General features: G+C 71.1%; 22 protein-coding genes and 3 tRNA genes. 15 read left to right on the forward strand and 10 right to left on the reverse strand.

The window, feature by feature from the left end:
- Positions 1-16: 16 nt before the first annotated feature.
- From M3T53_RS03940 to glgX, 4 genes are all read right to left on the reverse strand, one after another.
- Positions 17-2,056, reverse strand: coding sequence for an alpha-1,4-glucan--maltose-1-phosphate maltosyltransferase (locus M3T53_RS03940; RefSeq protein ID WP_272433154.1), 2,040 nt, complete (start codon positions 2,054-2,056; stop codon positions 17-19).
- Positions 2,057-2,102: 46 nt separating this feature from the next.
- Positions 2,103-2,891, reverse strand: coding sequence for a VIT1/CCC1 transporter family protein (locus M3T53_RS03945; protein ID WP_272433155.1), 789 nt, complete (start codon positions 2,889-2,891; stop codon positions 2,103-2,105).
- 154 nt (positions 2,892-3,045) lie between these two features.
- Complete coding sequence (trpS, locus tag M3T53_RS03950) at positions 3,046-4,146, reverse strand: tryptophan--tRNA ligase (RefSeq protein WP_272433156.1); 1,101 nt, start codon at positions 4,144-4,146, stop codon at positions 3,046-3,048.
- A gap of 42 nt (positions 4,147-4,188) precedes the next feature.
- On the reverse strand, positions 4,189-6,483 hold the full coding sequence (gene glgX / locus M3T53_RS03955) for a glycogen debranching protein GlgX (protein ID WP_272433157.1): 2,295 nt from the start codon (positions 6,481-6,483) through the stop codon (positions 4,189-4,191).
- Positions 6,484-6,615: 132 nt separating this feature from the next.
- Between glgX and M3T53_RS03960 the strand changes: the two genes are divergently transcribed.
- From M3T53_RS03960 to M3T53_RS03980, 5 genes are all read left to right on the forward strand, one after another.
- Positions 6,616-7,407: an electron transfer flavoprotein subunit beta/FixA family protein gene (locus tag M3T53_RS03960; protein WP_272433158.1), complete on the forward strand. Its 792-nt coding sequence runs from the start codon at positions 6,616-6,618 to the stop codon at positions 7,405-7,407.
- 2 nt (positions 7,408-7,409) lie between these two features.
- Complete coding sequence (locus tag M3T53_RS03965) at positions 7,410-8,408, forward strand: electron transfer flavoprotein subunit alpha/FixB family protein (RefSeq protein ID WP_272433159.1); 999 nt, start codon at positions 7,410-7,412, stop codon at positions 8,406-8,408.
- Positions 8,405-9,607 (forward strand): cysteine desulfurase family protein, encoded by a 1,203-nt coding sequence (locus M3T53_RS03970; protein ID WP_272433160.1) that lies wholly within the window; start codon positions 8,405-8,407, stop codon positions 9,605-9,607. Before M3T53_RS03965 ends, M3T53_RS03970 begins: the two co-directional genes overlap by 4 nt.
- Positions 9,604-10,704, forward strand: a complete 1,101-nt coding sequence (gene mnmA / locus M3T53_RS03975) for a tRNA 2-thiouridine(34) synthase MnmA (RefSeq protein ID WP_272433161.1) — start codon at positions 9,604-9,606, stop codon at positions 10,702-10,704. Before M3T53_RS03970 ends, mnmA begins: the two co-directional genes overlap by 4 nt.
- Before the next feature lie 59 nt (positions 10,705-10,763).
- Positions 10,764-10,847, forward strand: a tRNA-Leu gene (locus M3T53_RS03980).
- 127 nt (positions 10,848-10,974) lie between these two features.
- Here the strand turns inward: M3T53_RS03980 and M3T53_RS03985 are convergent.
- Positions 10,975-12,549 (reverse strand): Na+/H+ antiporter NhaC family protein, encoded by a 1,575-nt coding sequence (locus tag M3T53_RS03985; RefSeq protein ID WP_272433162.1) that lies wholly within the window; start codon positions 12,547-12,549, stop codon positions 10,975-10,977.
- A 104-nt stretch (positions 12,550-12,653) separates the two neighbouring features.
- Between M3T53_RS03985 and M3T53_RS03990 the strand changes: the two genes are divergently transcribed.
- Complete coding sequence (locus tag M3T53_RS03990; protein WP_272433163.1) at positions 12,654-13,130, forward strand: peroxiredoxin; 477 nt, start codon at positions 12,654-12,656, stop codon at positions 13,128-13,130.
- A 58-nt stretch (positions 13,131-13,188) separates the two neighbouring features.
- On the opposite strand, the gene M3T53_RS03995 is transcribed toward M3T53_RS03990, so the two are convergent.
- Both M3T53_RS03995 and M3T53_RS04000 read right to left on the reverse strand, forming a co-directional pair.
- Positions 13,189-13,264: transfer RNA gene (locus tag M3T53_RS03995), tRNA-Lys, on the reverse strand.
- Positions 13,265-13,298: 34 nt separating this feature from the next.
- A tRNA-Lys gene (locus tag M3T53_RS04000) sits at positions 13,299-13,371 on the reverse strand.
- A gap of 169 nt (positions 13,372-13,540) precedes the next feature.
- Between M3T53_RS04000 and M3T53_RS04005 the strand changes: the two genes are divergently transcribed.
- Entirely contained in the window at positions 13,541-14,221 is a 681-nt protein-coding gene (locus M3T53_RS04005; protein ID WP_272433164.1) for a metal-dependent transcriptional regulator, read from the forward strand.
- Positions 14,222-14,225: 4 nt separating this feature from the next.
- Here M3T53_RS04005 and M3T53_RS04010 read toward each other — a convergent pair whose 3' ends face one another.
- Complete coding sequence (locus M3T53_RS04010) at positions 14,226-14,672, reverse strand: HIT family protein (RefSeq protein ID WP_272433165.1); 447 nt, start codon at positions 14,670-14,672, stop codon at positions 14,226-14,228.
- A gap of 126 nt (positions 14,673-14,798) precedes the next feature.
- On the opposite strand from M3T53_RS04010, the gene M3T53_RS04015 reads away from it, so the two are divergent.
- A complete protein-coding gene (locus M3T53_RS04015; protein ID WP_272433166.1) occupies positions 14,799-17,729 on the forward strand; it encodes a leucine--tRNA ligase in 2,931 nt (976 codons plus the stop codon).
- 136 nt (positions 17,730-17,865) lie between these two features.
- Complete coding sequence (locus M3T53_RS04020; RefSeq protein ID WP_272433167.1) at positions 17,866-18,828, forward strand: Fpg/Nei family DNA glycosylase; 963 nt, start codon at positions 17,866-17,868, stop codon at positions 18,826-18,828.
- On the opposite strand, the gene M3T53_RS04025 is transcribed toward M3T53_RS04020, so the two are convergent.
- Positions 18,782-19,849 carry a sugar-binding transcriptional regulator gene (locus M3T53_RS04025; RefSeq protein ID WP_272433168.1) on the reverse strand — a complete coding sequence of 356 codons (1,068 nt, stop codon included), beginning with the start codon at positions 19,847-19,849 and terminating at the stop codon, positions 18,782-18,784. The two genes, M3T53_RS04020 and M3T53_RS04025, sit on opposite strands and share 47 nt — an antisense overlap.
- A gap of 182 nt (positions 19,850-20,031) precedes the next feature.
- Here M3T53_RS04025 and M3T53_RS04030 point away from each other — a divergent pair, with 182 nt between their 5' ends.
- The 6 genes from M3T53_RS04030 (at position 20,032) to M3T53_RS04055 (ending at position 25,662) form a co-directional block, all read left to right on the forward strand.
- Positions 20,032-21,024: a phosphotriesterase family protein gene (locus tag M3T53_RS04030; RefSeq protein WP_272433169.1), complete on the forward strand. Its 993-nt coding sequence runs from the start codon at positions 20,032-20,034 to the stop codon at positions 21,022-21,024.
- Positions 21,025-21,027: 3 nt separating this feature from the next.
- The gene (locus tag M3T53_RS04035) at positions 21,028-21,687 is read left to right on the forward strand and encodes an orotidine 5'-phosphate decarboxylase / HUMPS family protein (RefSeq protein WP_272433170.1); all 660 of its coding nucleotides are present in this window, start codon (positions 21,028-21,030) and stop codon (positions 21,685-21,687) included.
- The gene (locus M3T53_RS04040; protein ID WP_272433171.1) at positions 21,684-22,559 is read left to right on the forward strand and encodes an L-ribulose-5-phosphate 3-epimerase; all 876 of its coding nucleotides are present in this window, start codon (positions 21,684-21,686) and stop codon (positions 22,557-22,559) included. Before M3T53_RS04035 ends, M3T53_RS04040 begins: the two co-directional genes overlap by 4 nt.
- Before the next feature lie 92 nt (positions 22,560-22,651).
- Entirely contained in the window at positions 22,652-23,320 is a 669-nt protein-coding gene (locus M3T53_RS04045) for an L-ribulose-5-phosphate 4-epimerase (RefSeq protein ID WP_272433172.1), read from the forward strand.
- Positions 23,317-24,267, forward strand: coding sequence for a sugar kinase (locus M3T53_RS04050; RefSeq protein WP_272433173.1), 951 nt, complete (start codon positions 23,317-23,319; stop codon positions 24,265-24,267). Before M3T53_RS04045 ends, M3T53_RS04050 begins: the two co-directional genes overlap by 4 nt.
- A gap of 39 nt (positions 24,268-24,306) precedes the next feature.
- Positions 24,307-25,662: an MFS transporter gene (locus tag M3T53_RS04055; RefSeq protein WP_272433306.1), complete on the forward strand. Its 1,356-nt coding sequence runs from the start codon at positions 24,307-24,309 to the stop codon at positions 25,660-25,662.
- Positions 25,663-25,976: 314 nt separating this feature from the next.
- Here M3T53_RS04055 and M3T53_RS04060 read toward each other — a convergent pair whose 3' ends face one another.
- Positions 25,977-26,471: a GNAT family N-acetyltransferase gene (locus tag M3T53_RS04060; protein WP_272433174.1), complete on the reverse strand. Its 495-nt coding sequence runs from the start codon at positions 26,469-26,471 to the stop codon at positions 25,977-25,979.
- Between the last annotated feature and the right edge of the window lie 22 nt (positions 26,472-26,493).

The following is a 26,493-nucleotide window of genomic DNA, read 5'->3' on the forward strand; positions in this document are numbered from 1 at the left end:
CGATCTGGGCGCCGGATCACGCCCCCGCGCGCGGGCCGGTCAGCGGCTCGACGGCGAACACGTGCCCGAGCCTGGTCAGGGGGGACAGCGACACCCAGTTGCTCGCCCCCCACGTGTAGCTCATCCCATCGAGCTCGTCGACGACGCGCACGAGCCCTCCGGTGGTCTCCACGCCGAGGGAGGACAGGTCGATGTCCACCGTGGCCTCCACCCCCGCGTGGGGGTCGAGGGAGATCACGCAGATCACCGCGTCGGCGATGCCGGACTCGGTGAAGCGGGCCGGGACCCTCTTGGAGAAGCACAGGACCGAGGGGTGGGAGGTCGGGTGGATCCTCAGGTCGTGGAGCTGGCGCAGCGCCGGGTGCTTGGCGCGCGCGGCGTTGAGGAGGCAGAACAGCCGCGAGACGCCGAGGGGCTCGGCGGCGCTCCAGTCGCGCGGACGGTACTCGTACTTCTCGTTGTCGTTGTGCTCCTCGAATCCGGGCCGCTGGACGTCTTCGACGAGCTCGTACCCGGAGTAGACGCCCCACGTCGGCGAGCCCAGGGCCGCGAGCATCGCCCGGATCGCGTGGATCGCGATCCCCCCGGTCGTCATTTGCGGCGTGAGGATGTCGTGGGTCGTCGGCCAGAACGAGGGGCGCAGCAGGTGGGCGGTCCGGGTCGACACCTCCCGCAGGTAGTCCTCGATCTCCTCCTTCCCGGTGCGCCAGGCGAAGTACGTGTACGACTGGTCGAAGCCGACCGCGCCCAGGGTCCGCATCATCGCCGGCCGGGTGAAGGCCTCGGCGAGGAAGAACACCTCGGGATGATCGGCCTGGACGTCGGCGATGAAGCGCTGCCAGAAGCGCACGGGCTTCGTGTGGGGGTTGTCGACGCGGAAGATCGTCACCCCGTGGTCGATCCACACCTCGACGACCTCGCGGATGGCCGCGTAGATGCCCTCGGGGTCGTTGTCGAAGTTCAGCGGGTAGATGTCCTGGTACTTCTTCGGGGGGTTCTCCGCATAGGCGATGGTCCCGTCGGCCCGGGAGGTGAACCACTCGGGGTGCTCGGCGACCCACGGGTGGTCGGGCGAGCACTGGAGGGCCAGGTCGAGGGCGACCTCCAGGCCCAGGCCGCGGGCGGCGGCGACGAAGGCGTCGAAGTCGTCGAATCCGCCCAGATCCGGGTGGATCGCGTCGTGGCCGCCGTCGGGCGAGCCGATCCCGTAGGGGGACCCCGGGTCGGAGGCGCCGGCGGTCAGCGAGTTGTTGCGGCCCTTGCGGTGGGTCGTGCCGATCGGGTGGATCGGCGTCAGGTAGACGACGTCGAAGCCCATGGCGGCGATCCTGTCGAGCTGGGCGGCCGCCGTGCGCAGCGTGCCCGACTCCCACGAGCCGTCGGCGCGCTGGAAGGCGCCGGCCGAGCGCGGGAAGATCTCGTACCAGGCGCCCGTCAGGGCCCTCTCGCGGGCGACGGCCAGCGGGTAGGAGCGGGTCGACCCGAGGAGGTCGCGCAGCGGATGGCGCGAGAACACGTCGCGCACCCGCGAGGCGACCCCGGCCGAGAGGCGCTGCTGGTCCGATCGGGAGCGGTCCCGCATCGCCGAGGCGGCAGCCCGCAGGACGCTCGCGTCCTCGGCGCTCGGGCGCGAGGGGGCGGCCGATCCGAGGGCCCGGCCGGCCGCGGCCCTGTCCATGAGGCGGGCGCCCTCCTCGAGCATGAGCTCGACGTCGACGCCCGCGTCGATCTTCACGGTCGCGTCGTGGCGCCACGTCGCGTAGGGGTCGGACCAGGTGTCGACGCGGAACCGCCAGGGGCCGGGACGGTCGGCGACGACCCACGCCTCGTAGCGGTCCAGGCCCGGCGCGATGTCGGCCATCGGCGTCCGCGAGTGCTCGCGCCCCCGCGGATCGATGAGCACGGCTTCGGCGGCGTAGGCGTCGTGGCCCTCGCGGAACACGGTCGCCCGGATCGGGAAGGGCTCGGCTTCGGCGGCCTTGGCGGGCAGGGTCCCGTCCTCGACGACGGGGAAGAGCTCGACGGCGGGGATGCGGGGCAGGAGAGTGTCGCTCACAGCACCCAGGGTAGTGGGTCGTGAGGCGGGGCGGACGCCGGACGGGTCAGACCGACACCCCGAAGAGGTGCCCGACGCCGTAGGTCAGCGCCATCGCCGCCGCCCCGCCGACGACGAGGCGGACGACGGCGCGCGCCCGCGGCGCGCGGCCCAGGACGGCGCTGATCCACCCCGTGGCCGCCAGCGCCACGACCACGGAGACCATCGTGCCCGCGATCCGAAGCCCCGGGGGCAGCAGGAGCATGGTCGCCAGGGGCAGGAGCGAGCCGGCGAGGAACGCGAGGAAGGAGGACAGGGCGGCCGCCCACGGGTTCGTCAGGTCCTCCGCGTCGATGTTGTGCTCGACGGCCATGTGGGCCCCGAGGGCGTCGCGGGCCCCCAGCTCGCGGGCGACGGCCGTCGCGGTCGCTTCGCTCAGCCCCTTGTCCCGCCACATCCGGACCAGCCTGCGCTCCTGGCCGACGGGGTCCTCGTCGAGGAGCCGTCGCGTGGAGGCGACGACTTGGCGCTCGGTGTCGCGCTGGGTCGACACCGAGACGTACTCGCCGACCGACATCGACACGGCCGCCGACGCGATGCCCGCCAGACCGGCGATCGCGATGGCCAGGGTGTTCGACGGATCGACCGCGGCGACCCCGACGAGTAGCCCCGAGATCGACACGATCCCGTCATTGGCTCCGAGGACCCCGGCGCGCAGCCAATTGAGCCTGCCGGCCAGCGAGCCGCCGGAGCGGGCCGGCGCCGCCTCTGGCGGGCGGTCCTCGGCCCGCGCAGCGCCGGTCCCGAATCGCAGGGGCGCCGACGATGCCGGACGGGGGAGTTCCAGGAGTGCCATGGCCTCACGATAACCGTGGAATCTCAACGATTCCACGAAGAGAACGCTGTCCTGAACGGGCTTGGGGAACGCTCTCCTGCCCCGTGTTGGGGCGCCCTGACCGCCGCCGGGGCGGGAACCGACCCGCCACCGGCGTGCGCCCGCAGGCGGCCCCTCAGTAGTCCATCCGCATCGCCCGCCGCACCTCGTCGAGCGTGGCCTCGGCCTGCTCGGCGGCGCGCGCGTTGCCGGCGCGCAGCACGTCGAGCAGATGCGCCTCGTCGGCCATGAGCTCGCCGCGGCGCGCGCGCATCGGCGCGAGCATCTCGTTGAGGGCCTCGGTGACGAGGGCTTTGAGGGCTCCGGCCCCCCGGTCCCCGATGCCCTCGGCGATCTCCTCCGGGGAGCGCCCCGAGGCCAGCGACGCGAGCATCAGGAGATTGGCGACCTCGGGACGCCCCTGCGGGTCGTAGGTGATGACCCGCTCGGCGTCGGTCTTCGCCTTCTTGAGGATCCGCGCGGTCTCGTCGGCGCTCATCCCCAGTTCGATGGTGTTGCCCCGCGACTTCGACATCTTCTGCCCGTCGGTGCCCAGCAGGAGGGGCGTCTCAGACAGGAGGGCCTCGGGCCTGGGGAACACGGGGCGATCGGCATCGGCCCGCCCGTAGCGCTTGTCGAAGCGCTGGGCGATGACGCGGGCCTGCTCCAGGTGGGGGAGTTGATCCTGGCCGACGGGCACGAGGTTCGCCTTGCAGAAGAGGATGTCCGCCGCCTGGTGGACCGGGTAGGTCAGCATGAGGCCGGTCATCGCCCGCCCGTTCGTCGCCTCCAGCTCCGACTTGACCGTCGGGTTGCGGTGCAGCTCGGACTCGGTGACGAGCGACAGGAAGGGGAGCATGAGCTGATTGAGCGCCGGGATCGCCGAGTGGTTGAAGATCGTCGAGCGCTCCGGGTCGATGCCGGCCGCCAGGTAGTCGGCCACGAGGCCCAGGACGCGCTCGCGGATCGGGCCGACCCCGTCGCGGTCCGTGATGACCTGGTAGTCGGCGACGAGCACCCACGTCTCCACCCCGCGGTCCTGCAGGAGGACCCTGTTGCGCAGGGTCCCGAAGTAGTGGCCCAGGTGCAGGTGCCCCGTCGGGCGGTCCCCGGTGAGGATCCGGAACTTCGAGGGGTCCTCGTCGATGGCGAGGTCGATCTGGGCCGACCGGGCCTTCGAGCGCGCGAGGGAGGCGTCGGATGTCGAGTTCGCGAGGGCGTCTTCAGCAGTGCTCATGGGCCGATCCTACCGGGCTGCGGGAGCCGGCCGCCGCCCCGGTCAGTCGAGGGCGCGCGTGGGGATGTCCGACAGGAGGACGAGCATCGAATGGGCCTCGACGCCGAGGACCGACCCGGTGGGGACCCTCCTCAGGCCCTCCCCGAGGCGGCGCGGATCCGTGTCGGGCAGGATGCCGCCGTCGGCGGGCGACGACCACGCGGTGTCGACGGCGACGAGCCAGTCGAGTCCGTGGCCGGCGGGCAGGCGCACCTCCTGGTCGTCGAGGGTCGCGTTGATGACGACGAGGGCGTCGTGGTCGCCGGCGGGCACCCCCGACCGGAGCATCTGGAAGACCCGGTGGGCCGGGTCGTGCCACCCGTCCTCGGGCATGCCCGACCCGTCCGCCGTGTACCAGGACAGGTCCGCGATCGTGTCGGACAGCGTCGGCTCGCCGGTCGCGAAATCCACCGGGCGCAGCACCGGGTGGGCGCGCCGCAGGGCGATGAGCCACGAGACGAAGGCGATCGAGTCGCGCTGGTCGGCGGCCAGATCCCAGTCGACCCACGAGATCGGGGAATCCTGGCAGTAGGCGTTGTTGTTGCCGTACTGGGTGCGCCCGAACTCGTCCCCGCCCAGGAGCATCGGCGTGCCGGCCGACACCATGAGGGTCGTCAGGATGTTGCGCCGGGTCCTGGCGCGCAGCGCCGCGATCTCGGTCTCGTTGAGGCCGCTGGGGGACAGGTCGAGATCCGGGTCCGGCCCGTCGGTCGTCGCGGCGACCGTCCCCTCGACCCCGTGGTTCCACGAGCGGTTGTCCTCGCTCCCGTCGCGGTTGTCCTCCAGGTTCGCCAGATTGTGCTTGCCGTTGTAGGCCGTCAGATCCGCCAGCGTGAACCCGTCGTGAGCGGTGATGAAGTTGATCGAGGCGCGGGGGCCGCGCAGGCGCCCGATGCCGTGGTCGAAGACGTCCTGCGACCCCGACAGGCGCGTCGCCAGCCCCGTCGGCCCGGCGGGGTGGCCGCCCTCGACCATCGCCCGCAGGTCCGTCAACCAGAAGCCCCGCAGGCTCCCGCGGTACTGGTCGTTCCACTCGGAGAACGGAGCCGGGAAGTTCCCGGTCTGCCAGCCGCCCGGCCCGATGTCCCACGGCTCGGCGATGAGCTTGTCCATCGACAGGTCGTCGTCGGTGGCCATCCCGATGAGCAGGGGGTGCAGGGGGGTGAATCCGCTGGCGAAGCGCCCCAGCGTCGCCGCCAGGTCGAAGCGGAACCCGTCGACGCCCATCTGGGAGCTCCAGTAGCGCAGCGAGTCCAGGACCAGCTTGATCGCCTTGGGGTGGTCCCCGTTGAGGGTGTTGCCGCAGCCCGTGTCGTCGATCGGATGACTGGGGGACCCGGGGGTGCGCCGGTAGTACAACTCCGAGTCGAGCCCCCGGAACGACAGGGTCGGCCCGGAGTCGCCGCCCTCGCACGTGTGGTTGTACACGACGTCGAGGATCACCTCGATGCCCGCCTCGTGGAGGATCGACACCATGCCGCGGAACTCGTCGACGACCGCCCTGGCCCCGCGCTCGCGGGCGGACGCCGTGGCGTAGGAGGGCTCGGGGGCGAAGAAGCCGAGGGTCGAGTACCCCCAGTAGTTCGTCAGCCCGCGCTCGGTGAGGAAGGGCTCGTCGCACTTGGCGTGGACCGGGAGCAGCTCGACGGCGGTGACCCCCAGCGTCTTGAGGTAGTCGATCGAGGCGGGGTGGGCCAGGCCCGCGTAGGTCCCGCGCAGCTCCTCGGGCATCTGCGTCATGTTCTTCGTGAACCCCTTGACGTGGATCTCGTAGATCACCGTCTCGGACCAGGGGGTCCGGGGCTTGGGGGCGATGGGGAAGTCGGAGTCGACGACGACCGACACCGGGACGTGGCCGGCCGAGTCGATGCCCGAGCGCTCCAGGGGGTAGCTCGTCGGGTACTCGTCGTCGTCGACGCTGTGCGCGTAGATGGCCGGCCCCATGTCGACCTCCCCCTCCAGGCCGCGCGCATACGGGTCGATGAGGAGCTTCGCCGGGTTGTGGAAGAGGCCGTTGTCCGGGTCCCACGGGCCGTGGACGCGGAACCCGTAGCGGGTGCCCTCTCCTAGCGAGGGGATCCGCCCGTGCCAGACCCCCGTATCGGGCCCCAGGAGGCGGTAGTGGGTCTCGGCGCCGTCGTCGTCGAGGACGCAGAAGTCGACGCGGGTCGCCCACCGGGCGACGACCGCGACATCGAGTCCGGAGCCGTTGAGGTGGACGCCCAGGCGGCTGGGGACCGGGTTCGCCTCGGTGACGTCGATCGTGGACGCGGGCCCGCCTGCGGGGGACTGACTCATCGTGGAACTCCTCGAAGGACTGTACAGTCCATCGATGATACCCGTCTGCGCTGGTGGGGCGGCTACTCGGGGTTCCGCCGGTGAGGGGAATCTCAAAGGGGGAGGGGCCCGGGGGTGTGGCACGCTAGTGGCATGAGAATTGTCGTGTGCGTCAAGCACGTCCCTGATGCGCAGTCCGAGCGCAGATTCGAAGACGGCCGGATGGTCCGAGGAGAGGACGACGTCCTCAACGAGCTCGACGAGAACGCCGTCGAGGCGGCCGTCAGCCTCGTCGAGGAGCACGGAGGAGAGGCGATCGCCCTGACCATGGGCCCCGAGGACGCCGAGGACGCCCTCATGCGCGCCCTCCAGATGGGCGCCGACCGCGCCGTCCTCGTCACCGACGACCGGCTCGCCGGATCCGACGTCGTCACCACCGCGGCGGTCCTGGCCGCGGCGATCACCCGCCTGGGGGAGGAGGCCCCCGTCGACCTCGTCATCACCGGAATGGCCTCCCTCGACGCGATGACCTCGATGCTGCCCGCGGCCCTGGCGACCAGGCTCCGCCTGCCGCTGCTCGGCCTGGCCCACGCGCTCGACGTCGATCCGCAGTCCGGCGTCGTCGAGGTCTCGCGCAGCGCCGACGGCTACGAGGACCGCCTGCGCGCCGCCGCTCCCGTCGTCGTGTCGATCACCGATCAGCTCAACGAGCCCCGCTACCCGGCGTTCGCCGCCATGAAGGCCGCCCGCTCCAAGCCCCTCGACCAGTGGGGCCTCGACGATCTCGCCTCGACCCCGGGAGGAGCCGATCTGGCCGAGCGGATCCCGGCCACCCGTGTCGTCGAGGCGCATGAGAACGCGCGCGACGGCGCCGGGACGATCATCGCGGACGCCGGCGACGCCGGCGTCCGCCTGGCCCAGTACCTCCTCGAAGTGGTGAAGTGACGATGCCCCGACTCGATCAGCCCCTCCTCGTCCTCGTCACCCATGTCCAGGCCCCGGCCGGGTACGAGCTGACACCCGCCTCCGCCCAGGTCCTCGCCCTCGCGCGATCCCTGACCTCGGGCCCCGTCGACGCGGTGAGCCTCGTCGATGCCCCCGACGCCCAGGCCCTCGCGGCCCACGGCGTCAGGACGATCCTCCTGCCGGGCCTCGGCGGGCGCTCCGCGCGCCCCTCCGCCGTCGCCGCGGACGCCGTCCTCGCCTGCCTCGGAGCCGACGACTACGGCGCGCTCCTCCTCGTCTCCACCTACCGGGGGCGCGAGATCGCCTCGCGGCTCGCCGCCCTGACGGAGGCCGGCGCGGTCGTCGACGCCGCCGGGGTCGAGGTCGTCGACTCGGGCCTGCGGGTCTCGAAGACCGCCCTGGCGGGGTCGTGGACGACATCGCTGTCCATCACACGGGGGACCCCGATCATCGCCGTGCGTTCCGGCGCCTTCGAGGACGAGCCGGCCCCCGCCGCCACCGCCCCCTCCGTCGTCCCCGTCGACGTGGCCTTCAGCCCGGAGGCCGACGCGATCCAGGTCGTCTCCTCCGTGGGGGCCGCCGGATCGGGGGACGGCCGTCCGGCGCTGGCCGACGCCTCGACCGTCGTCGTCGGCGGACGAGGCACCGACGGGGACTTCGGGATCGTCGAGGAACTGGCCGACGCCCTGTCGGGGGCCGTCGGCGCGACCCGCGTCGCCTCCGACGAGGGGTGGGTGCCGCGCTCCATCCAGATCGGGCAGACCGGCCTGTCCGTGTCCCCGAACCTGTACGTCGGCCTGGGGGTGTCCGGGGCGATCCACCACACGGTCGGCATGCAGTCGAGCGCCCACATCGTCGCCGTCTGCGACGACCCCGACGCGCCGATCTTCGAGATCGCCGACTTCGGCGTCGTCGGGGACCTCTTCGACGTCGTCCCGCAGGCGCTCGAGGAGATCCGCCGGATCCGCTCGGGACAGTGACCCACTACCTCGACCACGCGGCGACGGCCCCGATCCTGCCCGAGGCCCTGGAGGCATGGGCCAGGGCCCAGCGCGACCTGGCCGCCAGCCCGGGCAACCCCGCCTCCCTCCACTCGGGCGGCAGGCGCGCCAAGCGCGCCCTCGAGGACGCCCGCGAGAGGATCGGCGCCGCGCTCGGCGCCGAGCGCCACGAGGTCGTCCTGACCTCCGGAGCCACCGAGGCCGACGCCCTCGGCGTCGTCGGCGCGGCGCGCGCCGCGCGCGAACGGGATCCGCGCCGACGGACCGTCGTCGTCTCCGGCGCCGAGCACGACGCCGTCGGCGAGCAGGCCCGGGTCCTGTCCCGCGACGGATTCGACGTCATGCGCCTGGACCTGGACCGCGACGGCGTCAGCGTCCTCGACCCCGCCCTGGCCGGGCTCGCGCCCACCATCGCCTGCGCGTCGATGACCCTCGTGTGCGCCGAGACCGGGGCCCGCCAGCCCGTCGGCGATCTCGTCTCCCTCCTGCGCGCCGGCGGCGCGGGCGCCGCGGACCACTCCGGCCCGGCGATCCACACGGACGCCGCCCAGGCCATTGCCCTCGACGACGTCGACTTCGCGCGACTGGGCGTCGACGCGCTCAGCGTCGGCGGCCACAAGATCGGGGCCCCCGTCGGCACGGGCGCCCTCCTCGTCAGGCGCTCCCTGCCGGTGACGACCGATCGGCCCGGCGGAGGGCACGAGCGCGGCCTGCGATCGGGCACGCCGGACGTCGCCGGGGCCTGCGCCCTGGCGGCCGCCCTCGAAACGGTCGTCGCCCGGCGCGACCGGGCCCGCGCCCGGGCCGAGGGCCTGCGCGACCGGCTGCTGGCCTCCCTGCCCGATGGAGTCGTCGCCACCGTCCCCGCCGACCGGTCCCTCGCCTCGATCATCCACCTGACGGTGCCGACTTCGCGTCCCGAGGCGGTCCTCATGAGCATGGACATGGCCGGCGTCCTCGTCTCCGTCGGCTCCGCGTGCCACGCCGGCGTCGCCCGGCCCTCGCGGATCCTCATGCGCATGGGCCGCACCCAGGACGAGGCGCTCGGAGTCCTGCGGGTCTCGACCGGCTTCGATACGACCCGGGCCGACATCGACGCCCTCCTCGCGGCCCTGCCCGCCGCGATCGAGGCGGGACTCAGGCTCGACGGGCGCGGCCGCGAGGCGGCGGGCGCATGAGGGTCCTGGCGGCCCTGTCCGGGGGAGTGGACTCCGCTGTCGCCGCGGCCCTGGCCGTGGAGGCGGGGCACGAGGTCGTCGGCGTCCACATGGCCCTGTCGTCCCAGCCGGCCGCGTGCCGGGTCGGCTCGCGCGGCTGCTGCTCGGTCGAGGACGCGGGCGACGCCGCGCGGGCCGCGGAGATCATCGGCATCCCGTTCTACGTGTGGGACCTCGCCGAGGAGTTCGAGGAGGCGGTCATCGCCGACTTCGTCGAACAGTACCGGGCGGGCCACACCCCGAACCCGTGCGTGCGCTGCAACGAGTTCGTCAAGTTCCGCGAGCTCTCCGACAGGGCCCGAGCCCTCGGCTTCGACGCCGTGTGCACCGGGCACTACGCGGCCCTCGTCGACGGACCGTCCGGGCCGGAGCTGCACCGGGGCGCGGACCCGGACAAGGACCAGTCGTACGTGCTCGCCGTCATGGGGCCGCAGGAGCTGGGCCGCGTCGTCCTGCCCCTGGGCGAGGCCCCGTCGAAGGCGTGGGTGCGGGCCGAGGCCGAGCGCCGGGGCCTGGGGGTGTCGAACAAGCCGGACTCCTACGACATCTGCTTCATCCCCGACGGGGACACTCAGGGGTTCCTGCGCGAGCGCCTGGGGGAGGAGACGGGCAGGATCGTCAGCCCCGACGGGCGGGTCCTGGGGAGCCACCAGGGGTACTGGAACTTCACCGTGGGCCAGCGCCGCGGTCTGCGCCTCGACAGGCCCGCGCCCGACGGCGCGCCCCGCTACGTCATCGAGACGCGCCCGGAGTCGAACGAGGTCGTCGTCGGGGCCGCGCAGCTCCTGAGCGTCGAGAGGATCGAGTGCGAGCGCGCGGTGTGGTTGGCCGCCGACGACCCGGGGGAGGGCGCCGAGGGGCTGTCGGCGCAGATCCGGGCCCATGGGGAGCCGATCCCCGTGGCGCGTCTGACGCGATCGGGTGAGCGTCTCGTCGTCGATCTGGCCGAGGCGACGCGCGGGGTCGCGGCCGGCCAATCACTCGTCGTCTACCGCGGGACGCGGGTCCTGGGGGAGGCGACTATCGCGTCGGCGACCAGGCGGGGGCCCGACGCCTGATCGGCTCGGCGACCCGGGGACGCGCGCCCCGGGGGCCCGGCCCCGTATGCTGGGGGCGCGCGCGAGTGGCGGAATTGGCAGACGCGCTGGATTTAGGTTCCAGTGTCCTTGACGTGTGGGTTCGAGTCCCATCTCGCGCACCACACTGTGCCGCAGGATTCTGCGGAAGAGCCGAGGCTCCTCGCGCTCCGCGACTACTGTGCGACGACATAGACGAGAATTTCACTCCTCATCCCCTCTCGCGCACCGAGCCGACGCGAGCCCCGACGGTCAGGCGACCGCGATGAGGGGGAGCCTCCAGCGGACGACGAGGACGACCGCCGTGAGCACCGCGATGGACGCGACCGCGCCGAGGAGCCCGGATCCCGTCAAAGCGAAGAGGCAGTAGCCGATCAGGGAGCCCGCGGCGCCCAGGAGCGCATACGGCAACTGCGTGTTGACGTGGGCGATGTGGTTGCAGCCGGCGCCCGTGCTCGACAGGATCGTCGTATCGGAGATGGGGGAGCAGTGGTCGCCGAAGACCGCGCCCGCCAGGACCGCGCCGAACGCGGGGATCAGCAGCTCCGCCCCGTCGGGAACCGCCCCCATGACGTCGCCGGCGATCGGCAGGAGGATGCCGAAGGACCCCCACGACGTCCCGGTGGCGAACGCCATGGCGCCGGCCACGAGGAACAGCAGCGGGATCAGCCACCGGGGCGCGACGTCGGCGGATTCGACGAGGGAGCCCAGGTAGGCGCCGGTGCCCAGGTCGGAGACCAGGGCCCCGAGCATCCAGGCGAACAGGAGGATCTCGATGGCCGGGAGCATCGACCGGGCCCCCTCCCACGCGCCCGTGAGGAAGGTCCTCGCTTCGAAGGCCGGGTCCGCGCGCGTGAAGCGCACGTAGTAGAAGGCGGCGGCGGCCAGGCCCGCCAGGCCGCCGATGGTCAGGGACAGGGCGACGTCGGTGCCCGAGAGGATCGCGAGGGCGTCCCACGACCCCGCGGCCGCCCGCCCGGTCGCGACGATCCCGCCGACGACGCCGACGACGAGGACGAGGAAGGGGACGATGAGGGCGCGCATCGCCCCCGGCTCGTGGCGGGGGAGGGAGTCGGCGAGCTGCCCGGGGATCTGCTGGTCCGGGTCGTAGACGTGCCCGCGCGTGACCGCGCGCCGCTCCTCGCCGCGCATCGGGCCCAAGTCGACCCCCAGGAGGACGACGAGCCACAGGAGGACGACGGCGCCCAGGGCGTAGTAGTTCATCCCGGCGGCCCGGATGAACGCGCCGGCGTCGGAGACCTCGAGACCGACCGCGGCGACGATGGGCGCCATGATCCCGATGATCGAGGCCCCCCACGACGACAGGGGGACGAGGACCGCGACGGGCGCGGAGGACGAGTCGATGAGGTAGGCGAGTTTGGCCCGTGAGACCCGCTGGCGGTCGCAGACCGGTCGGGAGACCTGGCCGACGGCCAGGGCGTTGAAGTAGTCGTCGACGAAGATCCCGGTGCCCAGGGCGGCGGCGAGCACCTGCGCCCCGCGCCGCGAGCGGATCCGCGTCATCGCCCAGTCGGAGAAGGCCGACGTCCCCCCGGACATGAGGACGAGCGACGTGATGACGCCGAGGACCAGGAGGAACGCGAGGATGAGGATGTTCGAGGAGTTGACGGCCCCCTCGTCCCAGAAGATCCGCGCGAAGGCGCCCCAGACGGCGCCGAGGGACGCCACCGGGTCGAGGTCGTGGATGAGCGCGCCCGCGGCGAGGACGCCGGCCGCCAGGGAGACGACGACCTTCTTCGTCGTGATGACCAGGACGATCGCGAGGATCGGCGGGATGAGGGTGAGGATCGGGGCGGACTCGATCACCGGGACTCCATTCAGGTGCACGGTCGGACGGACTCACACTAGGGGGCTGCGCCCGGGCTCGCTCGTCGCGCGGGGCCCGCGTCGGGCTTCTTAGAATGAATCACATGACCGTTCTTGAACCCGGAGCCCCCGCCCCCGATTTCACCGCCGAGTCCACTGCCGGCACGATCCGCCTGTCCGAGACGGCGGCCTCGTCCGACAGGGGCGTCGTCGTCTACTTCTACCCGAAGGCCTCGACCCCGGGGTGCACGCGGCAGGCCTGCGACTTCCGCGACTCCCTCAACTCCCTGTCCGCGGCCGGGTACTCGGTGATCGGGGTGAGCGCCGATCCGATGGTCGCGCTCGAACGGTTCGCCGCCAAGCAATCGTTGAACTTCCCGCTGGTCTCCGACCCCGATCACGAGATCTTGGGCGCGTGGGGGGCGTGGGGCGAGAAGAAGAACTACGGCCGCACATACACGGGGATCATCCGGTCGACGGTCGTCGTCTCCCCCGACGGCGTCGTCGAGCGCGCGATGTACAACGTCAAGGCGACCGGCCACGTCGCCCGTCTGCGCCGAGAGCTCGGCATCGAGGGCTGAAGGCGCGAGAACGACGAAGCCGGCGGGACTCCTGTCCCGCCGGCTCTACCGAATCGACTGGTGCGTCATGGGGGACTTGAACCCTCAACCCGCTGATTAAGAGTCAGCTGCTCTGCCAATTGAGCTAATGACGCGGGCGCCCTCGATCGGAGGTCCGATGTCGAGCGGTGCGTCATGGGGGACTTGAACCCTCAACCCGCTGATTAAGAGTCAGCTGCTCTGCCAATTGAGCTAATGACGCGGGGGCCGTGCGGCCGGACTCAAACTTTACCCGCTCGTCGGGGCGAACGCAAAAAACCCGGGTGCGGGGATCGCCACAATCGGGCGCCTCGTCCGGTCGGCGCCGCCGCGTGGCGGGCCGGCGGTTGTGCCCCTATCGTGAAGGGGGGACGACCCGAGGAGGAGGGCCCATGGACGCGCTCGTCGACGGCTGGTTGACGCCGGTTGCCCAGGACTACCTCAAGGCGCTGTGGTCGGCCGACGAGGCCGGGGCGCGGGGCATGTCCGTCAACGAACTCGCCGCGCGCAGCGGCGTCGTCGCCTCGACGGCCTCGGAGAATGTCCGGCGGCTGACCGCCCAGGGCCTGCTCTCCCACGAGCCCTACCAGAAGGTCCACCTGACCGAGAAGGGCAGGCGGCTCGCCATCGGGATGATCCGCCGCCACCGGCTCCTCGAGACCTATCTCCATCAGGCCCTCGGCTTCGAATGGGACGAGGTCCACGCCGAGGCGGAGATCCTCGAGCACGCCGTCTCCGACCGCCTCCTCGACCGTCTCGACGCGGTCCTGGGATACCCGACGCGGGACCCCCACGGCGACCCCATCCCCCGCGAGGACGGAACCGTCTGCGCGCGCCCGCGCGTCCCCCTGGCGCAGATCCCCGTCGGGGACCGGGCCAGGATCGTGCGCCTGTCCGACGGCGACGCCCAGATCCTGCGCGACCTCGACGAGGCCGGCCTCGTCCTCGACACCGTCGTCGAGGTCGCCGATCGGGACGGGGACCGCGTGTCCCTCGCGCGCGGGGACGGGGGCGCCCGCGTGACGATCGCCGAGGAGGCGTCCCGGGCGATCTGGGTCGAGCCGCTCGTCTGACGGGTCAGCTCAGCGCGGCCGACGACATCCGCGCGGGGACGTGGGCCCCGTGGCCCGAGGCCAGCAGCTGGTCGCGCAGGGCGCCCATCGCCCGGTCGAGCTCCTCGTCCGAGGCGGGGGCGGCCCGCGACAGGAGGACGTCGGACTCGTCGCGCAGGGGGATGACGTGCAGATGCGCGTGAGGGACCTCGAAGCCGGCGATCACCAGGCCCGACCGGTCCACGCCGAACGCCGCCTCCTGCGCCAGGCCGATGACGCGGGCGACGGTCATCAGATGGGCGGCGACGTCGCTGGGGGCGTCCGTCCACTTGGCGTAGGGGGCGCGGGGGACGACGAGGACGTGGCCGGGGGCGGTCGGCTCGATCGTGGCGAAGACGACGCAGACCTCGTCGGCCCACGCGAAGCGGCCGGCCCACTGGCCGGAGATGATCTTCTCGAAGACGGTGCTCATGGCGACCATTGTCGCCCCGCGGCGCGTTCTCGGCCACCGGCCGGGACCCGGCGGCCCCCGAGCGATGGCCTATCCTTGGCGAGGCCGTCAGTAACACCGAAGCACGCAACGACAAAGGGGAGCCCGATGACCCAGACCCCGGGAGCCGAACCCGCTCATCGCTACACCGCCGACCTCGCCGGGCGGATCGAGACCGCGTGGCAGGACCGGTGGGACGAGCGCGGCACCTTCCACGCCGACAACCCCGAGGGCGACCTCGCCGGCCCTCTGGCCGAGCGTCCCGCCTACTTCCTCCTCGACATGTTCCCCTACCCGTCGGGCAAGGGGCTGCACGTCGGGCACCCCCTCGGCTACATCGCGACCGACACGCTCGCGCGCTTCCGCCGCATGAAGGGCGACAACGTCCTGTACACGATGGGCTACGACGCCTTCGGCCTGCCCGCCGAGCAGTACGCCGTCCAGACCGGCCAGCACCCACGGATCACCACCGAGGAGAACATCGCGAACATGCGCCGCCAACTGCGGCGCCTGGGCCTGTCGCACGACACCCGCCGGTCGCTGGCGACCACCGACACCGACTACGTCCACTGGACCCAGTGGATCTTCCTGCAGATCTTCAACTCGTGGTTCGACCCCGACGCCACGGCCCCCGACGGCTCGGTCGGCGCCGCCCGACCCATCGAGGAGCTGCGCGCCAAACTCGCCTCCGGCGACGTCGCCGTCCCCGACGGGCGCGCGTGGGCCGACCTCGACGAGGTCGAGCGCGCCCGAGTCGTCGACTCCTTCCGTCTCGCCTACGTGTCCGAGGCCCCCGTCAACTGGTGCCCCGGGCTGGGCACTGTCCTGGCCAACGAGGAGGTCACCGCCGAGGGGCGCTCCGAGCGCGGCAACTACCCGGTCTTCACCCGCAGCCTGCGCCAGTGGATGATGCGGATCACCGCCTACGGCAAGCGGCTCGCCGACGACCTGGAGACCATCGACTGGCCCGAGAAGGTCCGGTCGATGCAGCGCAATTGGATCGGCCGCTCGGAGGGCGCCACCGTGCGCTTCAAGGTGCCCGGGGCCGCAGGGGACGACGGGCTGGGGGCCGGGCTCGACGTGTACACGACCCGCCCCGACACCCTCTTCGGCGCGACCTTCATGGTCGTCGCCCCCGAGCACCCGATCCTCGGCGGGACCACGGCCGGGGCCGCCGACGACGAGGCCGCCCTCGCCCTGCCCGACGCGTGGCCCGAGGGGGCGCGCCCGGCGTGGACCGGCGGGGCGTCGTGCCCGCGCGCGGCCGTCGGCGCCTACCGCGCCCAGGCCGCCGCCAAGACCGAGGCCGAGCGCACCGACGAGGCGCGGGCGAAGACCGGCGTGTTCACCGGCCTCTTCGGCGTCAACCCGGTCGACGGGAGGCGGATCCCCGTCTTCGTCGCCGACTACGTCCTGTGGGGGTACGGGACCGGCGCGATCATGGCTGTGCCCGCCCACGACGACCGGGACTGGGAGTTCGCCCGGGCCTACGACCTCGACGTCGTCCGGACCATCGGCCCGGCCGACGACCCCTACGGGCACGACCTCGACGAGGGCGCGTATACGGGCGACGGCGTGGCCGTCGACTCGGCGAACGACGAGATCAGCCTCAACGGCCTCGACAAGGAGCGGGCGAAGGCCGCGATGATCGAGTGGCTCGAGGCGCGCGGCCACGGGCGGGCGACCGTCACCTACCGCCTGCGCGACTGGCTCTTCTCCCGCCAGCGCTACTGGGGCGAGCCTTTCCCGATCGTGTGGGATGAGGACGGCCTGCCCCACGCCGTGCCCGAGGAGATGCTCCCCATCGAGCTCCCGGAGGTCACCGACTACTCGCCGCGCACCTTCGACCCCGACGACGCCGACACCGCGCCCGAGGCCCCCCTGGGCCGGGCCGAGGAGTGGGCGAACGTCGAGCTCGACCTGGGCGACGGCCCGAAGCGATACCGGCGCGAGACGAACACGATGCCGCAGTGGGCCGGCTCGTGCTGGTACGAGATGCGCTACACCGACCCGACGAATCCCGACGCCTTCGCCTCCCAGGCGAACCTCGACTACTGGATGGGGCCGCGCGAGGGCAAGGAATCGGGGGGCACCGACATGTACGTCGGCGGTGTCGAGCACGCGGTCCTCCACCTCCTCTACTCGCGCTTCTGGCAGAAGGTCCTCTTCGACCTGGGCAAGGTCCCCGACTCCGAGCCCTATCACACGCTCTTCAACCAGGGCTACGTCCAGGCCTACGCCTACAAGGACGCGCGCGGCCAGTACGTCCCGGCCGACGAGGTCATCGGCGACGAGGCCTCCGGATTCACCTGGCAGGGCCAGGAGGTGACCCGCGAGTACGGGAAGATGGGCAAGTCCCTGAAGAACATCGTCACGCCGGACGACATGTACGACGCCTACGGCGCCGACGTCTTCCGCGTGTACGAGATGAGCATGGGCCCCCTGGACGTCTCGCGCCCCTGGGACACCCGCGCGGTCGTCGGATCCCAGCGATTCCTCCAGCGCCTGTGGCGCAACGCCGTCGACGAGGAGACCGGCGAGGTCACGGTCGTCGACGAGCCCGCCGACCCGCAGACGCGCCGCCTCGTGGCCCGGACGATCGCCGAGACGACCGTCGAGTACGAGAACCTGCGGATCAACACGGCGATCTCCAAGCTCATCGTCCTCAACAACCACCTGACCCAGCTCGACGCGGTGCCGCGCGAGGCCATCGAGGCGCTGATCCTCATGCTCTCGCCCGTCGCCCCGCACATCTGCGAGGAGTTGTGGATGAGGCTGGGCCACGCCGAGTCGCTCGCCCGCGAGCCCTTCCCCGTCGTCGACGACGAGTCGCTCCTCGTCGAGGACGAGGTGACGGCGATCGTCCAGGTCAACGGCAAGGTCCGCGCCCGGCTGGACGTGCCCCCGTCGATCGACGAGGAGGAGTTGCGCTCGCGGGCCCTCGCCCAGGGGCCGATCATCAAGGCCCTCGACGGGCGCGAGCCTCTCAAGGTCATCGTCCGGGCGCCCGGCCTGGTCAACGTCGTCCTTCCCCGCTGACCCGGACCCGGGCCCGCCGGCTCCCCGGCCGCGCGGGCGGGCCCGGGACGTGGTCTCATAGGGGGAGCGCGCCGGCCCGGCGGATCCGGGTGTCGGCCGTCCACGGCACGAGTACGCGACACGCACGGAGGGGACCATGCCCGAAGGAGATGCGATCCGCCGACTGGCGGCCACGTTCGACGAGCTGTTCGTCGGCGAGGGGGTGCGCGCCTCCTCCCCGCAGGGGCGCTTCGCGGCCTCCGCGGCGCGCCTCGACGGGGCGGTGCTCGAACGGGTCCGCGTCCACGGCAAGCACATGTTCATGGGGTTCGCGCGCCCGGGGGCGGAGGGATCCCGGCCCGAGCAATGGGTCCACATCCATCTGGGCCTGTACGGGTGGTGGCGCTTCAACGGGGACGAGACCCTCGTCGACGAGGGGCACGGCGTCGCCCATCGGATCCCGGACGTGCCCTCGGGGCAGTGGAACGGCCATTCGGAGACCCGTTGGGGCGAAGGGTACGGGACGGCCGAGGCGGGGGCGTGGGAGCCTCCCGAACCGGTCGGCCAGGTGCGCCTGCGCCTCGTCAACGATCATGCGGTCGCCGACCTGGTGGGCCCCAACCGGTGCGAGCTCATCACGGACGAGGAGCGCGAGGCGGTCGAGGCTCGACTCGGGCCCGATCCGCTCGAGCCCGGCGCCCGCGACGACGCCCGGGCGCGCGAGCGTTTCGCGTCGGTGGCCCACGCCAAGCGACGGGCGATCGGGGAGATCGTCATGGATCAGTCGATCATCGCCGGGGTGGGCAACATCTACCGGGCCGACGCCCTGTTCCTCGCGGGGATCTCCCCGCACCGCAAGGGGACGAACGTCTCCGTCAAGCGATTGGAGGACCTGTGGGTCCTCATCTGCGACCTGATGAACCGGGGGCTGGCGGCCGGGCGGCTGGAGACGATGGACCCGGACGAGGCTCCGGTCCCGCCGATCGAGGGGGATCAGGAGGCGTCGCGCTGGTACGTGTACCACCGTACGGGCCGCCCGTGCCTGAGGTGCGGGACGCCGATCCGCGAGGCCCTCATGCAGAACCGCCGGCTCTTCTGGTGCCCGTCCTGCCAGCGGTGAGCGCGCCGGGGCGCGCTCCTGCGAGGGCGCTTCGGGTGTCGTCGGGATCCGTCGGTGGGGGCGGGGGCCCCGAGTCCTCGGGGCGGTGGAGGAGGAGCCGGTTCGCCGTCGCCAGATCGGTGACGAAGTGGTCGACGATCCCCGAGCGCAAGGACGCCGTGATGGCGGGGATCTTCTCCTCGCCCCAGGCGACGGCGACGACGTTCGGGATGGCTTCGAGCCTGTCGAAGGGAACGGCGATGAGACGCTGGCAGAAGTCGAGGTCGACGTGCCGGCCCGACGCGTCGATGTGGTGGCCCACGATATGCCCGACCGCGCCGGCGATGAGGAGGTCCCGGTGCTCGTCCGCGGCGATGTAGCCGTCGAAGATGGCCCCATCCCCGGTCGGGGTCGTCGCGCCGATGCCCGTGATGAGCACGTCCGCGTGCGAGGCCATCGCCAGCGGCATCGCGACCCTGCCCTCCCGGCGCAGAGCGCGGGCCATCTGCCTGCTCGACACGACGAGGGGGGCAGGCAGGGTCTGGTAGGGGGAGCCGAGGGCGTCGGCGAATCTGCCGCAGATCTGCGGCGAGTCGATGAGGTGGTTGTCGTGGGCGATCACTCCGAGCGCCTGGACGACCGTCATGTGGGGATGGCGGCCGCGCGATAGGGCCCCGGCGATTTCGGAGACCGTGCGCCCGTTCGTCACGGACAGGACGCTGTCGGGCTCGAGGAGGCCGTCGACGACCTGCGCGCCGAGCCTGATGGTCTCGACCGCCGAGACTCCGGGATCGGCGAGGCAGACCCGGGCGCTGGCCAGCCCGAAGGCCCGAACGAGGCCGCGCTCGGCCTCGAACGCCCGCTCGAGGGGATGGCCGACGGAGAAGGTGACGACCCCCTCGCGCCGGGCCTCGTCGAGGAGCCTCGACACCATCGAGCGCGAGTAGCCGATCTCCTCGGCGATCGTCCCCTGGTCGGCTCGGTCGATCCAGTAGCGGCGCGCGACCGCGACGAGGAGTTCGACCCGTTGCCGATCAATCATTCGATTCACATTCTTGCGTTTAGCGTAATAAAAACATGTCATTTTTAACTAGAAATCAGCGCGATGTCAATGGCTTAGTCGTCGCTCATTCATAAATATGAATCGGTTCTCTTGAATGTCATGTCTGAGGGGAGGAGAACTCTCTTCCACCGGGCACTCGTCCGAGAGAAGGGAGCATCCTCATGGCAATCGTTCGCACCATCAACGGCGACGTGGATCCCGCGGCGCTCGGGGTCGTCAACGCGCACGATCATCTCATCCGCGTCGGCGCGGGGGAGGTCTACATCGATCCCGACCACCTCCTCGACGACGTCGACAAGGCGGTCGAGGAGGCGACCTACTACGTCCGGGCCTCGAAGAAGTGGGCCCGGGGCGGGACCATCGTCGACATGTGCCCGGCCTCCTCGGGCCGCGACGTCCTCAAACTGCGCGAGGTCGCCTCCCGCGTCCCCGATCTGCACGTCGTCCAGGCCACGGGCTTCCACCAGCAGAAGGTCTACCTCGAATGGCGCCAGTCCTGGGCGAACCAGTACTCGGTCGCCCAGATCGCCGACCTGCTCATCGCCGACATCGTCGAGGGCGTCGACCGCTACGACTACATGGGGCCCATCGTCGAGCGCACCGACGTGCGCGCCGGGGTCATCAAGTGGGCGACGGCGTACGGCAGGATCACCCCGTGGGAGGTCAAGACCGGACGCGCCGTCGCGATCGCCGCGAAGGAGACGGGATGCCCGGTGAACACCCACGTCACCGCCGGGACCTGCGGACCCGAGCAGGCCCGTTTCCTCGTCGAGGAGGGCGTCGAGCCCTCGAAGATCGCCATCGGGCACATCCAGCGCAACTGGGATCCATGGGTCCTCGAGCAGATCTGCGCGCTCGGATGCTACGTCGAGCTCGACGGGACGAACCGGATCAAATACGTTCCCGATCACGCCCGAGTCGCCCTCATCAAGGCCCTCGGGGAGAAGGGGTACGGCAAGCAGGTCCTGCTCGGCACCGATTCGGGCAAGGCCTCCTACCAGAAGGCCTACGGGTCGGTGACCGGCGTCGACTTCGACCCCGCGGTCTTCGCGCCGCGCCTCATCGAGGACGAGGGCGTCGACCGCTCCTATGTCGAGGACCTCCTCATCGGCAACGCCGCCGTCTTCTTCGCCTGGAACCCGATAGGAGACTGACCGATGACGGCATCGCCCATGCTCCAGATGGCGCTCGACACCGTGGACCTGCCCAGCGCGCTCGCCCCCCTCCAGAGGGCGTCCAGGCACATCGACGTCATCGAATGCGGAACGATCCTGGTCCTGTGCGAGGGGTATCGCGCCGTGCGGATCATCCGCTCCCTCTTCCCCGACAAGGCGATCCTCGCCGATGTGCGCATCGCCGAGGCCGGGGCGAAGATCTCGCGCCTGGCGTTCGAGGCGGGCGCCGACCTCGTCTCCTGCGTCGCGGGAGCATCGCTGACGACCATCCGCCAGGTCTGCGCCACGGCCGAGGAGTTCTCGGGCCAGGTGCAAGTCGAGCTCTCGGACGAGTGGTACGACCCAGACCGGGCCCGGGCCTGGTACGAGGCGGGAGCCCGCCACGCCATCGTCAAGCGCTCCCGCGATCGCGAGGCGGAGGGGGACCTGTCGTGGGGGCCCGAGGACATGGATCGCATCGACGAGCTCGCGCAGATGGGATTCACCGTGACCATCACCGGGGGGATCGTCCCGGAGGACCTCCCGTGCTTCGCCGGGCGCGAGGTGGGGATCGTCATCGCCGGGCGCTCGATCACCGCGGCCGAGGACCCCGAAGCCGCCGCGAGGACATTGCGGGAGACCCTCGACGAGGTGTGGCGATGACGACCCTCGAAGACGGGATCCGGCTGGGCGTCTACGAGAAGGCCCTGATCTCCACCCCCTGTCGAACGGACGACGACTGGCGCAGGTACTTCTCGCAGGTCCGACGCGCGGGATTCTCCTTCGTCGACCTGTCGATCGACGAGTCGCCCCAGCGCCGAACGCGCCTGGACTGGGACGCGGCGACGTGCCGAATGGTCCGACGGGCGGCGGACGCCGAGGACGCGATGATCGGCGCGGTCTGCCTGTCGATCCACCGCCAGCTCGGACCGGGCAGCTCGGACCCGCGGACGCGGGAACGGGCGAGGGCGGCCATGGCCGATGGACTGCGGGTGTGCCACGACCTGGGGGTCGGTCTCGTCCAGGTCGCGGGCTACTACTGCTACTACGAGGACCCGACCGCCGACGCCGAACGGTGGTACGGGCAGATGCTCGCCGACGCGGTGCCGATGGCCGCCCGGCTCGGCGTCGTCATGGGCATCGAGAACGTCGACGGAACGGACGTCACATCGATCCGCGAGGCGATGCGGTTCGTCGACCGGATCGACTCGCCCTGGCTCCAGGTCTATCCCGACCTCGGGAACATCGCCGAGCAGGGCTGCGATCCAGTGACGGAACTGGCCGCGGGACGCGGGCACATGGTCGCGATCCATGCCAAGGACGTCCGACGCGGCGAGCCCCGCCGCGTCGACATGGGAACCGGGATCGTCGATTGGGACACGAGCTTCCGCGTCCTCAAGGACCAGTCGTGGGCGGGGCGGCTCATGATCGAGATGTGGAACGACGACGCCCCCGACTCGAACGAGAAATCGATCCGGGCCCGCGAGTTCATCGCGGCCCGCGCGAGCGCCGCGGGCCTGTCCATCGTCTCCTGACTTCCCCGCGCCGTCGACCCGCGGCGCACCGGGGAACAAGAAGGACACCCCCTCATCCACCCCATTCCCGTCCGACAAGGAGGAACGAACACATGCTCGAAGCACTCAAGGAAGAGGTCTGCGCGGGCAATCTCGAATTACCCCGCCACGGCCTCGTGATCTGGACCGGGGGCAACCTCTCGGCGATCGACCCCCAGACGGGGCTCGTCGTCATCAAGCCGTCGGGGATGCCCTACGAGGACATGACCCCGGACGACATGGTCGTCGTCGACCTCGACGGCAACGTCGTCGAGGGGGCCCGCGGCCCCTCGACCGACACGGCGTCCCACCTCTACGTCTACGCGAACATGCCGCATGTGCGCAGCGTGATTCATACGCACTCGACGTTCGCGACGGCGTGGGCCGCGACGGGCCGGCCCATCCCCTGCTGCCTGACCGCGGTCGCCGATGAATTCGGCGGACCGATCCCCTGCGGCGGCTACGCCACGATCGGCACCGAGGAGATCGGTGCGCAGATCGTCGAGCACATCGGCGACTCGCCGGCGATCCTCCTCAAGCAGCACGGCGTCTTCACGATCGGCGAATCCATTGACGCGGCCCTCAAATCGGCAGTGATGGTGGAGGACGTCGCACGGACCATCACCTTCGCGATGATCGTCGGCCCGATCGAAGAGCTTCCCCAAGAAGACATCGACATCAATCACGACAGGTACGTCAACAGATACGCGACCGCTGCGGCCTCGAGGGGAGTCCACGCATGACCTACGACATCTCGACCATCGGCGAGGGGCAGATCCGCCTGACCTGCTTCAAGGGCGAACGCCTCTCCAACGCCAATCAGCTGCGCATGTCGGCGGCCTGCTCCGAGGCCAACGTCGCCGGGCTGCTGTCCCAACTGGGCCGCAGCGCCCTGTGGACCTCGAGACTGCCCCAGGGGGAGCTGACCACCAAGATCGTCCGCGAATACCGCTCCGTGGGAGTCGACGTCTCGAACGTCGTCCTCGTCGAGAAGGGGAGGACGGCCCTGTACTTCATGGAGCCGGGGGAGTACCCCATGCCCGCCAAAGTCTCCTACGACCGCGAGTACACCCCGTTCCGCAGCATCCGGATCGAGGACTTCGACTGGGAGAAGATGCTCGACACGCGCCTCGTGTTCGTCACCGGCATCACCGCCGCGTTGACGCCCGACACCGCGAAGGTCGTCAGGCACTTCGTCGACGAGGCCCACGAACGCGGGATCGACATCGCCCTGGACGTCAACTACCGGTCCCTGCTGTGGGCCCCGGAGCAGGCGCGGCTCGTCCTCGAACCGATCGCCCGCAAATCGACCATCGTCTTCTGCTCGCGCACCGACGGTCAGGTCGTCTTCGGCCTGGAGGAGCAGGGCGCCGACGTCTGCAAGGCCCTGCGCGAGAGGTTCGGCGTCGAGACGGTCGTCTCGACCGATCAGGTCGCGGGCGTCTACTACTCCGACCGCGAGCACGGCGAGATGACCTTCCCCGTGACCCCGGTCCCCGTCGTCGACCGCCCCGGCGCCGGCGACTCCTTCGTCGCGGGAGTCCTCCACGGCTTCCTCAACGGGGACGTCCTGACCGGCATCCACTACGGTCAGCGCACCAGCGCCTACGCGCTCACCCATCACGGCGATCTGACCCGCGTGTCGGCCGCTGAGCTGGACATCCCCACGACCACTGACATCGTGCGCTGAGGCGCCGCCTCGCAGCGCACGGGAAAGAGAATCATCGTGATGAAAGCGCATGGGGCGTCCGCCCTCGACCACATCGACTCGCGTCCGTTGACCCGGCACCAGAAGAGCCTGATCGGCCTGGTCGTCATCGGGAACATCTCGGAGTTCTTCGACATGTTCCTCATCGGCTTCGTCATCTCCCTGCTGACGAAGCCCTGGAATCTGTCCGGCACGGAGACGGGGATCGTCCTGGCCTGCTCGGGACTCGGCACCGTCATCGGCGCCATCGCATGGGGGCGCCTCGCCGACAAAATCGGCCGCAGGAGCGCTTTCTCCTGGTGCGTCCTGATCTTCACGCTCTTCACAATCGTCTCCGTATTCACCCCCGAGCGCGGCTGGATCATGCTGGCGGTCCTGCGCGTCCTCGTCGGCGTCGGCGTCGGGGGCCTCAACATCGTGTCGATCCCCTACGTCCAGGAGTTCGTGCCCTCCAAGCAGCGCGGCCTGCTCGCGGGCCTGGGCTCCGTCTTCATCCCGCTCGGCCTGTTCCTCGGCGCGCTCGCGCAAAGGGCCCTGCACGACAACTGGCGGGCCCTCATCGCCCTCGGAGCCATCCCCATCCTCCTGCTGTTCTGGATCCGGGTCGTTCCCGAGTCCCCCCGCTTCCTCCTGTCCAAGGGACGCGAGCGGGAGGCGCGTGAGGCCCTCGCCTGGGCGCTCGAGATGCCCGCCGATGAGATCGGCGACCTGCCCAAGGCCGAGGCCCCCGAGAACGCGTCCTACTCGACGGTCTTCACGAAGTACGGGAAGCCGCTCCTGATCGTCACTCTCGGATCCTTCAGCTTCATCCTCGGGTCCTTCACGATCCAATCGTGGGGCCAGACGCTCCTCCACGAGGGGTACGGCATCGAGGCGACGACGGTGGCCTCCCTCTTCATGCTCGTCTCCTTGGCGGACCTCCTCGGGCGCCTCGGCTCGGCATGGCTGGCCGATCACCTGGGGCGGCGATGGACCATGTTCCTCTTCGGGTCCGTCGGCGCGGTCGGCTCCCTCATCGTCGCGTTCTCCGCCCGGGCGGGGGAGAGCGGATCGTGGATGGTCTTCTTCATCGGGATCCTCATCGCGATGGCTTTCGGCGACGGGGCCTTCGGGATCCTCAACGCCTTCGGGGCCGAGCAGTTCCCCAATGAGGCTCGTGGGACCGGGCTCGGCCTCGGCTACGGGATCGGCGCCACCGCGAAGATCTTCGGCCCACTCATCATGGGGGCGATGATCGGGGGGAGCGCCGTCAAGCAGGAGGTCACCCTCCACGCGGTGTTCCCGGCGTTCCTGTTCTTCTCGGCGCTGCTGTTCGTCGGCGGGCTCGTCTACCTCCTCGCCCGCGAGACGAAGGGGTCGTCCTTGGAAGAGATCTGATCGTCGTCCTCCTCAGGGAGGCTCAGGATCCACTGACGCCGTCGGCGGGCGGGCGCGCACAGAACCTCTTCGATCCGATCAGGCCATGCGGGCCGCGTCGTCCGCCCGGCCTTGGGCGAGCGCCCGGCGCGCGCGGAACGCGTCGTCGGGTCGGGCCCGGGCTTCGGGTGGGCGGAGGCAAGACGAGGCCCTTCCGTCCCGAAGGACGAGGAGCGGGAGGACGCGCGTATGCGGCATCTCGCAGGCCAGCGCGGTTGAGGGTGTTAGCGCGGTCGTCGAAGTCGTGCGCGTCCGGTGTCCGGGAAGACGCCGGTTCAGGCCCCGATCTCGTCGAATCCGAGGACGCTGTAGAGCTCGTGGGCGCCGGAGTGGCGCGAGTCGAGGCGCAGGGACAGGGAGTCGAAGCCCCAGTCGCGGCATCTGCTCGCCGCCTCGTTGACGAGGGCGGTGGCGATGCCGCGGCGCCGGTACTCGGGGTCGACGACGAGGTCCATGACGACGGGGTCGTCGGTCGGCTCGTCCCAGGGGGAGCCGCGCACGACGAGGATCGCGCCGACGAGGGCGCCGCCGTCCCAGGCTCCGATGAAGGAGTCCTCGGTGATGGGGCCGAAGGCGCCGTCAAAGCTCAGGCGGATCTCCTCGGAGGCCTCGAGGACGGATTCGGCGGTGACGGGCTCCCCGTAGGCCTCGAGGGTGAGGATCGCGAGGGTGGGGATGTCGTAGGGCGTGAGCGTGGCGATCTCGATGCCCGCGGGGCGGGCGGCATCGGCCAACGCGTCCAACTGGGCCTGTAGTGTTCGCTGCTCCATGAGCCCAGCATAGGTGACGGGC

Source organism: Actinomyces sp. B33, from assembly GCF_028437565.1.
Classification (GTDB): domain Bacteria; phylum Actinomycetota; class Actinomycetes; order Actinomycetales; family Actinomycetaceae; genus Pauljensenia.